The following is a 13,851-nucleotide window of genomic DNA, read 5'->3' as shown; positions in this document are numbered from 1 at the left end:
AAAGGGGGCCGCGAGGCTCCCTTTTTCTTTGCCGCCCGGTCTTTGCCGCCCGGCCTTTGCCATGCAGTCTTTATCTGCGGGGGGGCTTCACCATTTCTGGAAGATGAAGAACGCGCCAAGAGCGATCAGGCTGAAGCCGATCAGATGGTTCCAGCCAAGGGATTCCTTGAGATAGAGCACCGAAAACGCCGCAAAAACCGCGAGGGTGATCACCTCCTGGATGGTCTTGAGCTGTGCCGCGTTGAAATAGGTGTAGCCAATGCGGTTCGCCGGAACCATCAGGCAGTATTCAAAGAAGGCGACGCCCCAGGAGATCAGCACGACCTTGAACATCGGCAGAGAGGCGCCGTCTTTCAGATGGCCATACCAGGCGTAGGTCATGAAGATATTCGAGGCGATCAGCAAAAGGACCGTCACCAGGGGAACGGGAAGATTGAGCATGTCTGACACCGGAGATGCGGAGGAGGTTCCGGCTGACCCTATTGCGCGGCCCGAGGCATCGGAAGGGGGATTCGCGCGGGCCTTCGGCGGGCAAAATCGCGGGCCGGCGCAAACTCCTGCGGCAAGCGGGAAAGCGACAACTCTGTCTTGCCAATGCGGCTTAGATCAAAACAATGTTCTCTTCGCAGGGGTTGCACCTTTTTGCGGCAGGAATGATATTCCGTTCAGCTCGCGGCGGGCTTTTCGCGCCGTGTTTCATTTTCTGAAGGCTGACCCCATGTCGTTCTTTTCCCTGTCCCGCCGTGCGGCCCTGACGCTTGCCGCTGCCGCCCTTATGTCCCCCGCGCTTTCTCTGGCGGCTTTCGCGGAGAATGCCGCGCTGAAGGTCGGGATCATGGGGGGCGAGGATGAAGCGGTCTGGGCCGTGGTCGCGGAACAGGCGAAGCCGCTGGGCCTCGATATCTCGACGGTGATCTTCAACGATTATACCCAGCCGAATGAGGCGCTGGCCCGCAATGAGATCGACGCCAATGCCTTCCAGCATCTGCCCTATCTCGAAGCGCAGATCGCCGCGCATGGCTATGAGATCATCCCGGAGGTCGACACCGCAATCTTCCCGATCGGGGTCTATTCGAAGAAACATGCTTCGCTGGCAGAGCTGCCGGATGGCGCTGTGATCGGCGTGCCGAATGACCCGTCGAATGGCGGCCGCGCGCTCAAGGTGCTGGAGCAGCTGGGCCTGATCAAGGTCAACCCGGAGGCCGGTATTCTGGCCACTGTGATCGATGTGACCGAGAACCCGAAAAACCTCGACCTGCGCGAGCTGGATGCCGGTGTGGTCGGGCGCGCGATTGATGACCTTGACGCGGCGGTGGTCAATACTGACTGGGCGGCCAAGGCTGACCTGCTCGACAACCGGATCGCCGAGGAATCGGGTGTGAACAACCCCTATACCAACTTCATCGCGATCCGCACCGCTGACAAAGATGCGGAATGGGTTGCGAAACTGCGTGAAGCCTTCCAGTCCGATGCGGTCAAGGCGGCTTATGCCGATGCTTACAAAGGCGCGGCAGTTCCCGCCTGGTAAGAATTGGGTTAAGTGACACCGATCAGGGCGCCCGGATCAGCTTCGGGCGCCCTGACTGATTGAAGGAGCGGTGCCGATGGGGCAGGCGGGGAAAGTGGCGGGCGCGGATGTGCCGGCGGTGCAGCTGGATCATGTGGTCAGGCGGTTCAATGACCGGCCGGCGCTGGACGATATATCGCTGACGCTGGCACGGGGCGAGATCGTCGGGCTGATCGGACGCTCTGGCGCGGGGAAGTCGACGCTGATCCGCTGCCTGAACGGGCTTGACCGGCCGCAGGCGGGGCGCGTTGTGATCGATGGCACCGATATCTCGACGCTGTCGGAACAGGCGCTGAACCCGGTGCGCCGCCGCATCGGGATGATTTTCCAGCATTTCAATTTGTTATCCGCGAAGACCGTGGCCGAGAATGTAGCGCTGCCCCTGAAGATCGCAGGCCTGGCACGTCCCGCACGGATCAAGCGCGTTATGGAACTGCTGGATCTGGTCGGGCTTGCCGATAAGGCGAATGTCTATCCGGCGCAGCTTTCGGGCGGGCAGAAACAGCGGATCGGCATCGCGCGGGCGCTGGCGCCCGAGCCGCTTTTGCTTTTGTCGGATGAGGCGACCTCGGCGCTCGACCCCGAGACCACGCAACAGATCCTGACGCTTTTGAAAGATGTGAACCGCCAGCTCGGCCTGACGATCCTGATGATCACCCATGAGATGGAGGTGGTGCGCCAGATCGCCCATCGCGTCCTCGTGCTGGATGCGGGACGGATCGTCGAGGAAGGCCCGGTGGCCAGGGTGCTCGCCAGCCCGCAGACCGAAACGACACGCAGCCTGCTCCGGGGCCTCTCGCCGGTCCTGCCGGCGGATCTGGTGGCGCAGATCGCGCCCGAGGGGGATCAGGCGCTGATCCGCGTTGATGTCTACGGGCCGGATGCCCGCCGCCCGCTTCTGGCCGGGGTCGAGGCTATCACGGGACAGCCCGCGCGGCTGCTGCATGGCGGGTTGAATGATGTTCAGGGCGAGCCTTATGGCAGGCTATTTCTGGCACTTGGGACCAATGATCAGGACAAGCTGGCTGCGGTGGTGGCAAAGCTGAAACCGGAAACGACCGCAATCGAGGTGCTCGGCTATGTCCCCGCAACTGTTTGAGACGCTGCTGGGCTGGGCGATGACGCGGCCGATGTTCGACCTGCTGGTCAAGGGGATGTGGGAGACGGTGGTGATGACCGGCGTTTCCGGCGCGCTGTCTTTCGTGATTGGCCTGCCGCTGGCACTGATCCTCGTGACGACCGACAAGGGCGGTATCTTTCAGAACCTGCTGATCAACCGGAGTCTTGGCTGGCTGGTCAATGCGCTCCGTTCGGTGCCGTTCATCATCCTTCTGGTGGCAGCGATCCCGCTGACGCGGCTGATCGTGGGCACGGCCATTGGGATCGGTGCGGCGATTGTGCCGCTGACGCTGGCGGCGGCGCCCTATTTCGCCCGGGTCGCCGAAGTGTCCCTGCGCGAGGTCGACCGCGCTTTGATCGACGCGGCCCGCGCGATGGGCGCAACGCGGATGACGATCCTGCGCGATGTGCTGATCCCCGAGGCGCTGCCTGGCATTGTTTCGGGCTTTACCGTGACCATGGTGACGCTGATCGGCGCCTCTGCGATGGCGGGGGCGGTCGGGGCCGGCGGGCTTGGCGATATCGCGATCCGCTATGGTTATCAGCGGTTCGAGACGGTGATTATGGTCGCAGTCGTGATCATCCTGATTGTGATGGTGTCGATCATGCAATGGGCCGGAGATGCGCTGGCACGGCGCATCGACCACCGTTAGGAGGGATGCGCTGGCACGGCGCATCGACCACCGCTGAGTGAGAGCATACAGGCTGATGCGCTTTGCACAGCGCATCAGCAACGGCGCTTGCAGATGACTGCAGATGACCGGTGCGGCAGATTGAAATGGTGAGGATATACAAATGAAAACAGCGGCCTGTGGCCGCTTTCTCACATCACATCTTAAGGGATGATCCTGGACTGGAGCGGGCGAGGCGATTCGAACGCCCGACCCTAACCTTGGCAAGGTTATGCTCTACCCCTGAGCTACGCCCGCAACCGGTCCGGATGGCGGTGATCTAACCCCGCCTGCGCCAGGGCGCAAGAGGGGAAATGTAAAAATCTGTGACCTTGCGCAAAAACAGTGGCTAAGCCGTTGCGAAGGCAGGTTAAACCTCGGAGGGGGCGCCGCCTTCGAACCGGTTCTCGGCCTGGTAGGAGCAGGGCGCCTCCTGCATCTGGAGATGCAGTTTCTCGCCGCTATAGGGATGGGCGCGGGCAAGATCCTCGTCGAAATCAATGCCGAGGCCGGGGCCTTCGGGGGGCAGGATATAGCCGTCTTCCCAGCGGATGGTGTTTTTGATCAGGCGCTGATGGAAGGCGCCGCCGGTCTCGATGGTCTCGACCAGCAAAAGATTGGGAATGGTGACGCCGAGATGGATATTCGCGGCCCATTCCACCGGCCCGGCATAGAGATGCGGCGCGATTTCGGCATTATAGACCTCGGCAATGGCCGCGACTTTGCGACCCTCGGATATGCCGCCAAGCCGGCCAAGCGCCGGTTGCAGGATCCGGACACCGCCGGCGCGCAGCAGGGTAGCGAATTCGGTCTTGGTGGTCAGCCGCTCGCCGGTGGCAAGCGGAATGCGGACCTGTTTCGCGACCTCGGCGAATTCCAGCAGATTGTCGGGCGGGATCGGTTCCTCATACCAGAGCGGGTTCCAGGGCTCGAGCTCGCGGCCAAGCCGGATGGCGCCTTCGGTGGTGAACTGGCCATGGGTTCCGAACAGAAGATCGGCGCGGTCGCCGACAGCTTCGCGGATGGTTTTGCAAAAAGCGACCGAGCGCGAGATGTCGGACAGAGCTGGTTGGTGCCCGCCCCGGATCGTATAGGGGCCGGCGGGGTCGAATTTCAGCGCTGTGAAGCCCTGGTCGACATAGCGGAGCGCGGCCTCGGCCTGCTGGTCGGGGCTGGCCCAGAATTCGGTCGGGTCCTGGCCTGGCGCGGGATAGATATAGGTGTAGGAGCGCAGGCGGTCATTCATCCGCCCGCCATTCAGCGCCCAGACCGGGCGGTTGCGCGCCTTGCCGATGATGTCCCAGCAGGCGATCTCAAGCCCGGAAAAGGCGCCCATGACGGTGAGGTCGGGGCGCTGCGTGAAGCCGGAGGAATAGGCCCTTCGATACATGAGTTCGATGTTTTCGGGGTTTTCACCCTGCATATGGCGGGTGAAGACGTCTTCGATGACGGCCTGCATCGCTTTGGGGCCGACGCTCGAGGCGTAGCATTCGCCATATCCGGTGATGCCGCAGCGCGTGGTGAGTTTCGGGAAGATCCAGTAGCGGCCCCCCCAGCCGGGCGCGGGCGGGGCGACGACGAAAATCTCGAGGTCTTGCAGGATCATGACGGGCGTCTCCTGGTTGGGGAGCGCCGGGGGTTTCACACCCCCGGACCCCCGTGGAGTATTTGGATCAGGAGGAAGGTAGCAGGGATTTCTTCAGGGGCCAGGGTGGTTTGCGACGAGGGGGCGTCGGGATCAGGGGATGAGGGCGGTGATCCGGTGCAGGAGGGCGGCGGTCTCTTTCGGTCTGGCGAAGAAGGGGGCATGACCGCAGGCGAGGGAGAAACGGTGATCGGGCGGGACAGCGCCGGCCATGGTGTGCTGGAAGGCGGCTGGGATGGCGCGGTCGTTTTCGCAGGTGATGGCAAAGCGCGGCAGGTTCCGTGAGCGTGGGGTGAGACGGATCGGGGTTTCCTGCGGTGCAATGGATTCGTGCGCCATATGGCGGGCGGCAAGAGCCTGGGCCTCTGGCGGGCAGTCGTGGAAGAAAAGCGGCGTCAGGCTTTCCGGGGCGAAGCTGTAGCTGCCGGTGGCGCGGTCTATTCTGAGGGCGGGGCGCAGCGGTTGTTCGCTCTGGCTGCGGCGCCGTGAGGCGACGGAACTGCCGTTCGCGGGGATATAGGCGCAGAGCCAGATGAGGGCCTGGATTTTGGCCGGATCGGTTTCGGCAGCGGCGGTGATCGGAAAGCCGCCGGCGGAATGGCCGACGAGGAGCGTGGGGCCGGTGAGGCTGTCGCAGATCGCCCGCGCCTGGTCGCTGAGGCTGATCCCGGGGCCGCGCGGCAGGTCGATTGCGCGGGCGCTGTGGCCGTAGCCGGCCAGAGCTTCGGTCAGCCAGGGCCAGCACCAGGCGCCAAAGCCCGCGCCGTGGACCAGCAGAAAGTCAGCCATGCCCGATCCGGGTCAGGAAATCGCGGATCGCGTCGGCATAGTCGTCGGGCTTTTCGGCCAGGGGAATATGGCCGGCGCCGCGGATCAGCCGGAACTGGTGGCCGGGGATCAGATCGGCGGTTTCGCGCATCAGATCGACGGGGGTGGCGCCGTCATGGCTGCCGGCGATCACCAGGGTCGGGAGCCGCAGCGTCGCGGTGGTCTCGTAGAAATCGGTGCCGGCAATGGCGCTGGCGCAGCCGGCCCAGCCCTCAGGGGATGTGGCGAGGAAGCGGGCGCTGAGACCGGCAAGCGCCGGGCTTTCGCGCCAGTTGCGGCCCAGCCAGCGCTCCATCGTGGCGTCATGCAGGGCGGCGAGCCCGTCGCGGCGCACCAATGCAATCCGGTCCTGCCATTGCGAGGCGATGCCGATGCGGGCGGCGGTGTTCGACAGCACAAGGCCCCGCACGAGATCGAGCCGTTTCACCGCCAGGCCCTGGGCGATCAGGCCCCCGATTGAGAGGCCGATCACCACACAGTCTTTCAGGCCGAAATGCCCGATCAGCCGTTCAGCGTCCTGGATCAGCGCACCCATCTTATAGGGCGCGGGCGGGCAGTCGCTGGCGCCATGGCCGCGCAGATCGAAACTGAGAATGCGGTGCCGGGGCAGGCGGTCGATCAGCGGTTGCCAGATCTCATGGCTGAGGCCAAGCGCGTGGAGCAGCACCAGAGGCGGGCCGTCCTCGGGGCCGGTGAGGCTGGCATTGAGACGCAGATCGGGCAGGTAGATGAGGGGCATGTTCGATATCTGTAATTTATTTGCCGGAAGCCCGGCGGTCAGGGGTGCAAAATGTTGGAATGTGTCACGAGGCCTTTGTGAGGCAATCGCGGAACAGATCTTCTGACACATTGCCACCCGAGGCGATACAGATCACCTGATCAGGCAGATCGGGGCGGAAGAGGGCCGCCGCAAGCGCCACTGCGCCGCCGGGTTCCAGCACCAGACGCAGATGGCGGAAGGCGAGCGTCACGGCCTCCAGCGCCTCGGAATCACTGACCACAAGCCCCGGGCCGGCCAGGGCGGAGAGGAGCGGGAAGGTCATTTTTCCGGGTATGGGCGTCAGGATCGCATCGCAGACCGATCCGGTCAGGGCAGGGTTGCGCAGCCGTTCGCCGGCGGCAAGCGAGCGCGCCATATCGTCAAAGCCCTCGGGCTCGGCGGTGCGCAGGCGCAGTCCGGGCGCGCGTGCCTGCAAAGCCAGCGCAACCCCGGAGGACAGCCCGCCGCCGCCGCAGGGCACCAGCACATCGGCACGGGCCAGGCCGGCCTCCTGCGCCTGTTCCGCGATCTCGAGCCCGACCGTACCCTGACCTGCGATCACCTCGGCATGGTCATAAGGCGGGATCAGGGCGTAGCCGCGTTCTGTCGCGATCCGGGTGGCGATGGCATCGCGATCCTCGGCCGCGCGGTTATAAAGCACGACCTCGCCCCCCCAGGCGCGGGTATTCGCGATCTTCACCTGCGGCGCATCCTCGGGCATCAAGATCACGCTCGCGATCCCGTGGCCCGAGGCCGCGCGCGCCACGCCCTGGGCGTGATTGCCCGAGGACATCGCGATCACGCCCGGCGTCCCTGGCGGCAAGGCCGAGACCGCCGCCCAGCCGCCGCGCGCCTTGAAACTGCCGGTGACCTGGAGCGATTCCGCTTTCACAAACACCTGGCGGCCGGCGATCCGGTCCAGGAGCGGCGCATTCAGCAGCGGCGTGCGCAGCACATGGCCCCGCAGACGCGTGGCGGCGGCTTCGATCATGGTGATGTTCATGCAAGGGCTCCGGTCCAGGCGGTCAATGCGGCAAGCGCCTCTGGCTCATCGAGAAAGGGCACATGGCCGCGCCCGGGGATTTCGGTGACAGCGAGATCGGGCCGGATCCGCAGCATCCGCGCAACTGTCGCGGGCGAAAGAAGGTCGGAATTCACGCCCCGGATCAGCGCGACCGGCAGGCCCCGGCTTGCCTCCCATTGCGGCCAGAGATCGGGGAGCGGCTGGGTCGGGTCATAGCCCGCGAGAAACGCGTCGCGCAGCGCCGGGTCGTAGCGCAGGGCCAGCCCTCCGGGCACTTCGCGAAACAGCCGCGCCGCGTAGGCGAGCCAGTCCGTTGCGCTGAGCCCGGTAAAGCCCGGGCTGTTGGCGGCCATTTGCAGCGCCACTTCGGCCAGGCTGCGGGCCTGGGGGGCACGGCCGATGCGGGCCGCGATGGCCGACAGCCCGGCGGGCGCGATTTCGGGGCCGATATCATTGAGGCAAAGCCCGATCAGCCGGTCCCGTACCAGCTGGGCCAGCACCATGCCGATCAGCCCGCCGCGCGAGGTGCCGAGAAGCGCCGCGCGCGCGATCCCCAGATGATCCAGCAGCGCCAGCGCATCGGCGCCCTCCTGCGCAATTGTATAGGTTGCGGCGCCGGTGAAATCGCTCTCGCCGCGGCCGCGGTAATCCATCCGGATCACGCGGCAGGCTGCCAGGGCCGGCAGCGCGGGGATGAAATCCTCTTTCGTGCGGGTCAGGCCCGCGAGGCACAGGACCGGCAGGCCATCCTCCGCCCCGTCAAGGCAATAAGCCAGCCGGGCGCCGTCAGGGCAGGTGAAGAACAGGGTCTCGCCCGTTGGATCTTCGGCACTGAGCCTGTCCTGGTCTGGCATGGCATCTCCTTCCTGGGTCTGCATTGGCTGCGGATGGGGCAGGGATATAGGGCGGCGGAGGCCGGAGGGCCCCGGACGAGATTGCCCGCTGCGGGACGCAGGGGGAAGGGGGGGCGGCCCGGGTTTGTCCTGGAATGCCGGGCTTTCACGGCCCCGGGGCCGCGCAAAAAGCGCAGGCGCGGCATCACGCCGCTTGCCGCGCGGGGGGTTCAGCCGTAAATCCCCCCAGACCGTTGCTACACCTGTCGCCATTTTCTCATCGCACTCCCTGCCTAAACCCCAGCCGGGGCGGTTTGCGCCCACCCCGGGGATCCGGGGTCACCGGCCTGACACCGCCCGACCAGCCACAGGAGCCCCCATGGCCCGTAAGCCAGCAAATGCCCGTGCGGCTGCCACCAGCTCAGCCGCCAATGGTGAGGAGCGTGCGTCGCGCAAGGTTTCGGCGCTTGGGGGCTTGCGACCTTTCCTGCGGCCTTACCGTCTTATGCTGCTGCTGGCGCTGTTTGCGCTGGTGCTGACGGCGGGGGTCACGCTTGTGCTGCCATTGGCGGTGCGCCGGGTGGTTGATGGCTTTGGCAATCACCTCGAGCTTCTGGACACCTATTTCTCGGCCTTTCTGCTGATTGCGGCGCTGCTCGCTCTGGGGACGGGGCTGCGCTACTATGTCGTGACCCGGCTGGGAGAGCGGGTCGTCGCCGATATCCGCAAGGCGGTGTTCGCCCGGGTGACCCGCCTTTCGCCATCGTTTTTCGAGAAGACCATGACGGGCGAGGTGGTTTCGCGCATCACCACCGATACCACGCTGATCCTGTCGGTGATCGGCTCTTCGGTTTCGGTCGCGCTGCGCAATCTCCTGATGCTGATCGGCGGCATGGCGATGCTGCTGCTGACTTCGGCCAAGCTTACCGGGCTGGTCTTGCTGATCGTGCCCGCCGTGGTGGTGCCGATCGTGGTGATGGGGCGCCGTCTGCGGCGGCTGTCGCGCGAGAACCAGGACTGGATCGCGGAAAGTTCGGGCATGGCGTCTGAGGCGCTTGGCGCCATTCAGACCGTCCAGGCCTTTACCCATGAAGAGGCGACCCGCGCCAGATTTGCCCGGGTGACCGAAGAGAGCTTCATTTCGGCAAAGACCCGGATCGGCACCCGGGCGGTGATGACGGTGATCGTGATCTTCCTTGTCTTCGCGGGGATTGTCGGCGTGCTCTGGATCGGCGCGCGCGATGTGCGTGGCGGCACGATGAGTGTCGGAGAGCTGATCCAGTTCGTGATCTATGCGGTGCTGGTGGCAGGTTCGGTCGGCTCGCTGTCGGAAATCTGGGGCGAATTGCAGCGCGCCGCCGGCGCGACCGAGCGGCTGGTCGAGCTTTTGAACACCGAAGATGAGATCCGCGATCCTGCGACGCCCGCGGCGCTGCCGCGCCCGGTGAAAGGCGCGATTGCCTTTGAAAATATTGGCTTCTCTTATCCGACCCGCCCGGGACAGCTGGCGCTGGACGGGGTGTCCTTCACCGTGAACCCGGGCGAGACCGTGGCGCTGGTCGGCCCTTCGGGGGCCGGGAAATCCACCGTTTTGCAACTGATCGAACGGTTCTATGACCCGCAATCCGGGCGGATCACGCTGGACGGGATCGCGCTGGACAGCCTGTCGCGCGAGGATTTCCGCCGCGAAATCGCGCTGGTGCCGCAGGATCCGGTGATTTTCGCGATGACGGCGCGCGACAATATCCGCTTTGGCCGGCCCGATGCGACCGATGCCGAGGTCGAGGCTGCGGCCCGTACCGCGCAGGCGCATGACTTCATCATGGGGCTTCCCGGCGGCTATGACAGCCGGCTGGGCGAGCGCGGCGTGATGCTCTCGGGCGGCCAGCGCCAGCGCATTTCCATCGCGCGGGCGATCCTGCGCGATGCGCCGGTCCTGCTGCTGGATGAGGCGACTTCCGCGCTGGATTCGGAATCGGAACATGCGGTCCAGACCGCGTTCAGCCGCCTGTCGGAAGGGCGCAGCACGCTGGTTGTGGCGCATCGTCTTGCCACTGTCAAAAGCGCTGACCGTATCCTTGTCTTCGAGGGCGGCCGGATCGTGGCCGAGGGCACGCATGACGCGCTGGTGCGCGAAGGCGGGCTTTATGCGCGGCTGGCAAAACTGCAATTCACCGATGGGCTGGCAGCCTGACAGGTCAGGTATTCCGCCATGCCTGACCCGGCTGTTGCTTTGACCTTGCGTTGAAAAGCGGCGAAAAAGGTTGGCAAGCCTCGCCCCGGTTGCCACATTCCGGGGATGAGCCGCGCGGGAGACGGGGCGCTGAAGGGGAGAACGGCATGGCAGGAACCGCGACAGGCGCTGCAGCTGCAGGGCAGAAGGTCTACGCCACGAAAGACGATTTCAGGGCGCTTGAAGCCGAGATGCCCTGGGCGGATCGCGATGTTCCCCGCACCATCTATGAGGCGCTGAGCCGGGTGAAAGCGGCCCATGGCGCGCGTCCTGCGATCAGCTACCAGCTGCTCTCGGATCCGGGGGCAGCAAATGCGACCCTGACCTGGGCCGGGCTGCATGACCAGGTGACGCGGGCGGCGAATCTCTTTCGCGCGCTCGGGGTCGGCCCGACCGATGTCGTGGCCTATGTGCTCCCGAATACACTCGAGACGGCGGTGACGCTTTTGGGCGGCATGGTTGCGGGGATCGCCAATCCGATCAACCCGCTGCTGGAGCCGTCGCAGATTTCCTCGATCCTGCGCGAGACGAAGGCGAAGGTGGTGGTGACGCTGCGCGCCTTTCCCAAGACAGATATCGCGCAAAAAGTGGCCGAGGCCGTGCGCCATGCGCCCAATGTGAAACATGTGCTGGAAATTGATCTCCTGACCTATCTGACCGGGGTGAAGAAATTCATCGTGCCGCTGGTCCGGCCGAAAAACCCTGTCGCGCATACGGCGGATGTGCAGTGTTTCCACACCGCGCTGGCGCGTCAGCCCGGCGACCGGCTGACCTTCCAGGATGATCCCGCCGACCGCGTTGCCGCCTATTTCCACACCGGAGGCACCACGGGGATGCCCAAGGTCGCGCAGCACAAAGTCTCGGGGATGATCTATAATGGCTGGATCGGCGGCACGCTTTTGTTCCGCGAGACCGATGTGGTTATGTGCCCGCTGCCTTTGTTCCATGTTTTCGCCGTCTATCCGATCCTGATGTCGATGATCTCCTCGGGCGCGCAGGTCGTTTTCCCCACGCCGGCCGGCTACCGGGGCGAGGGGGTTTTTGACAATCTCTGGAAGCTGATCGAGCGCTACCGCTGCACCTATCTGATCACCGTGCCGACCGCCCTGGCCGCGCTGATGCAGCGCCCGGTCAATGCCGATATCTCAAGCCTGCGCGCCGGGTTCTCGGGGTCGGCCCCTTTGCCGATAGAGCTGTATAACCGGTTCAAGAAGGAAACCGGTGTCGAGATTGTCGAGGGCTACGGGCTGACCGAATGTACCTGTCTGGTGGCGGTGAATCCACCGGCGGGGGTAAAGAAAAACGGCTCGGTCGGGCTGATCTTTCCCTATAGCCATGTTCGGATCCTGAACCGCGACGGAGAGGGCGGCTTTACCGAGGCCGGCACCGACGAGGTCGGCGAGATCTGCGTCGGCTCGCCCGGGGTCTATGAGGGCTCGACCTATACCGAGGACGACAAGAACAGGGATCTCTTCGCCGAAGGCCGGTTCCTGCGCACCGGCGATCTGGGCCGGATCGACGGCGACGGCTACCTCTTCATCACCGGCCGCGCCAAGGATCTGATCATTCGCGGCGGCCATAATATCGACCCGGCAGTGATCGAAGAGGCGCTGAGTGGCCATCCGGCAGTCGCCATTGTCGGCGCCATCGGCCAGCCCGATCTGCATGCGGGGGAACTGCCCGCCGCCTATGTCGAACTGGTCAAGGGCGCGACGGTGACGGTGCCCGAGCTGATGACTTATGCCGAAAGCCATATCTCCGAGCGCGCGGCAGTGCCGAAATATATCGAGATCCTGCCGGAATTGCCGAAAACCGCTGTCGGCAAGGTCTTTAAGCCCGATCTGCGAAGGCTGGCGATCATCCGCTGTTTCAACGCAGCCCTCGATAAGGCGGGGCTCGCGGTGCGGGTCACGTCTGTGATCGAGGACAAGAAACGCGGCCTCGTCGCCCGGGTCGATAAATTGGATGGCGTGACTGAGGCGCAGGCCGATGCGGTGCTCGGCGGCTTTACCAGCCCCTGGGAATGGGCCGAATGACGGGGCATCCCGGCTTTATGACAGGAGTTTTCATTTGATGATTCCCGGCTTTCGCAGCACTCTCGCCCCTGTGAACGGCAGTTGAACGACAGTTGAAGGACATCACAGAATGAAACTGGCCAGGGGTGTTTCCGGTATCGCGCTTTCTGCTTTGCTTGCGCTGGCTCAGGTTGTGCCGGCGCTGGCCTATTCCAGCGAGATCCTGTTCCAGCACAAGCACTGGAAGGTCGATATCCATGGCTGGGATGATGGAGAGGTCGGCTGTCGTGCCGTTGTCGGCGACGACAAGGAAAGCTTTGCGATCTGGATTTTTCAGGATGCGATGATCCAGCTGCAGTTCTTTTCCACCTCCTGGGATTTCGGCACCGAAGGCCAGGTCGCGGATCTGCGGGTCCAGATCGACAAGCGCGAGGGCTGGGATCTGACCGCCGCCAGCCTCAAGCAGAATTCGGTAAGCTTCAACCTGCCCGACAGCGATGCGGCGGTAAGTTTCGTGATGGAGATCGCCGGGGGCAACAAGCTGTTCCTGCGCTCGAAAGACGGCAAAGAGGTGCAGAATTACTCGCTTTCGGGGTCGAAAGCCTCGATCACGTCGCTTTTGGAATGCGGTGATGCAATCACCGGCAAGAGCGCGCCTCCGGCACCGTCGAACCCGTTCCAGTAATGCCGCGATGGGGGAGCAGACCTTTGCGACGCCATCAGCGATCCCGGTCCGACAGGGGCGGGATCGCTGTTTGCGCTGTGCGGACTTCCCGGTCATGCCATCAGCCTGTCCATCAACAATTGGCTTGCGGCGGCATAGCCTTCACGCAGATCGCTTAACACGGACTGGTCTTTCTGTGCCGCATTTGCCAGACGGTAGCCATGGGCGTGGTCAACGACGATATCCCGAATTAGCGCGGCATCACCTGCACTGTGCCCGGTCCTGAGCAGCGCTTCCGGCATCTGCTGTGATAAGGTTCCGGCCTCGGCATTCTCAGCATCTGCTTCGCTGATGAATGCCATAAATACCTGCGGATTATTCATCACCAAATTCCCGCAGACATCGGCGCCCTGAGCTGCTGCCGGTTTCGTGGACGGCGGGGCTTTGTTGCGCAAATGCAGCGTAGGATTCACCTCACGAATCCAGTCTGTT

The 13,851-nt window shown here is 64.3% G+C and carries 13 protein-coding genes and 1 tRNA gene; 6 read left to right on the top strand and 8 right to left on the bottom strand.

Going from position 1 to position 13,851, the window contains the following annotated elements; translation table 11 throughout:
- Positions 1-87: 87 nt before the first annotated feature.
- Complete coding sequence (locus JC607_RS21800) at positions 88-441, bottom strand: DMT family protein (protein ID WP_198838883.1); 354 nt, start codon at positions 439-441, stop codon at positions 88-90.
- Positions 442-718: 277 nt separating this feature from the next.
- Between JC607_RS21800 and JC607_RS21795 the strand changes: the two genes are divergently transcribed.
- The 3 genes from JC607_RS21795 to JC607_RS21785 all read left to right on the top strand — a co-directional run bounded on the left by JC607_RS21795 (position 719) and on the right by JC607_RS21785 (position 3,339).
- The gene (locus JC607_RS21795) at positions 719-1,528 is read left to right on the top strand and encodes a MetQ/NlpA family ABC transporter substrate-binding protein (protein ID WP_198838882.1); all 810 of its coding nucleotides are present in this window, start codon (positions 719-721) and stop codon (positions 1,526-1,528) included.
- A gap of 76 nt (positions 1,529-1,604) precedes the next feature.
- Positions 1,605-2,666: a methionine ABC transporter ATP-binding protein gene (locus JC607_RS21790; protein ID WP_198838881.1), complete on the top strand. Its 1,062-nt coding sequence runs from the start codon at positions 1,605-1,607 to the stop codon at positions 2,664-2,666.
- Between the two features lie 19 nt (positions 2,667-2,685).
- Complete coding sequence (locus tag JC607_RS21785) at positions 2,686-3,339, top strand: methionine ABC transporter permease (protein WP_092901793.1); 654 nt, start codon at positions 2,686-2,688, stop codon at positions 3,337-3,339.
- A gap of 201 nt (positions 3,340-3,540) precedes the next feature.
- Here JC607_RS21785 and JC607_RS21780 read toward each other — a convergent pair.
- From JC607_RS21780 to JC607_RS21755, 6 genes are all read right to left on the bottom strand, one after another.
- Positions 3,541-3,615 (bottom strand) — tRNA-Gly (locus JC607_RS21780).
- Positions 3,616-3,727: 112 nt separating this feature from the next.
- Positions 3,728-4,963, bottom strand: a complete 1,236-nt coding sequence (locus JC607_RS21775) for a mandelate racemase/muconate lactonizing enzyme family protein (RefSeq protein ID WP_198838880.1) — start codon at positions 4,961-4,963, stop codon at positions 3,728-3,730.
- 132 nt (positions 4,964-5,095) lie between these two features.
- Positions 5,096-5,791 carry an alpha/beta fold hydrolase gene (locus JC607_RS21770; protein ID WP_198838879.1) on the bottom strand — a complete coding sequence of 232 codons (696 nt, stop codon included), beginning with the start codon at positions 5,789-5,791 and terminating at the stop codon, positions 5,096-5,098.
- Entirely contained in the window at positions 5,784-6,569 is a 786-nt protein-coding gene (pcaD, locus tag JC607_RS21765) for a 3-oxoadipate enol-lactonase (protein WP_198838878.1), read from the bottom strand. Before pcaD ends, JC607_RS21770 begins: the two co-directional genes overlap by 8 nt.
- A 64-nt stretch (positions 6,570-6,633) precedes the next feature.
- Positions 6,634-7,593: a threonine/serine dehydratase gene (locus tag JC607_RS21760; RefSeq protein WP_198838877.1), complete on the bottom strand. Its 960-nt coding sequence runs from the start codon at positions 7,591-7,593 to the stop codon at positions 6,634-6,636.
- Positions 7,590-8,468, bottom strand: a complete 879-nt coding sequence (locus JC607_RS21755; RefSeq protein WP_198838876.1) for an alpha/beta fold hydrolase — start codon at positions 8,466-8,468, stop codon at positions 7,590-7,592. The genes JC607_RS21760 and JC607_RS21755 overlap by 4 nt, the downstream gene beginning before the upstream one ends.
- Before the next feature lie 358 nt (positions 8,469-8,826).
- Here JC607_RS21755 and JC607_RS21750 point away from each other — a divergent pair, with 358 nt between their 5' ends.
- The 3 genes from JC607_RS21750 to JC607_RS21740 all read left to right on the top strand — a co-directional run bounded on the left by JC607_RS21750 (position 8,827) and on the right by JC607_RS21740 (position 13,380).
- The gene (locus JC607_RS21750; RefSeq protein WP_198838875.1) at positions 8,827-10,641 is read left to right on the top strand and encodes an ABC transporter transmembrane domain-containing protein; all 1,815 of its coding nucleotides are present in this window, start codon (positions 8,827-8,829) and stop codon (positions 10,639-10,641) included.
- 146 nt (positions 10,642-10,787) lie between these two features.
- Positions 10,788-12,716, top strand: a complete 1,929-nt coding sequence (locus JC607_RS21745; RefSeq protein ID WP_198838874.1) for an acyl-CoA synthetase — start codon at positions 10,788-10,790, stop codon at positions 12,714-12,716.
- A 109-nt stretch (positions 12,717-12,825) separates the two neighbouring features.
- Positions 12,826-13,380 carry a hypothetical protein gene (locus JC607_RS21740; RefSeq protein WP_198838873.1) on the top strand — a complete coding sequence of 185 codons (555 nt, stop codon included), beginning with the start codon at positions 12,826-12,828 and terminating at the stop codon, positions 13,378-13,380.
- A gap of 92 nt (positions 13,381-13,472) precedes the next feature.
- Here the strand turns inward: JC607_RS21740 and JC607_RS21735 are convergent.
- Positions 13,473-13,851 (bottom strand): hypothetical protein (locus tag JC607_RS21735; protein ID WP_233093074.1); only part of this gene is annotated, 379 nt, incomplete at its 5' end.

It is taken from the genome of Paracoccus sp. IB05 (genome assembly GCF_016405985.1).
Lineage (GTDB): Bacteria > Pseudomonadota > Alphaproteobacteria > Rhodobacterales > Rhodobacteraceae > Pseudogemmobacter.
Note: the sequence above shows the minus strand (reverse complement) of the source record. Positions and strands in the feature narration are given on the sequence as shown.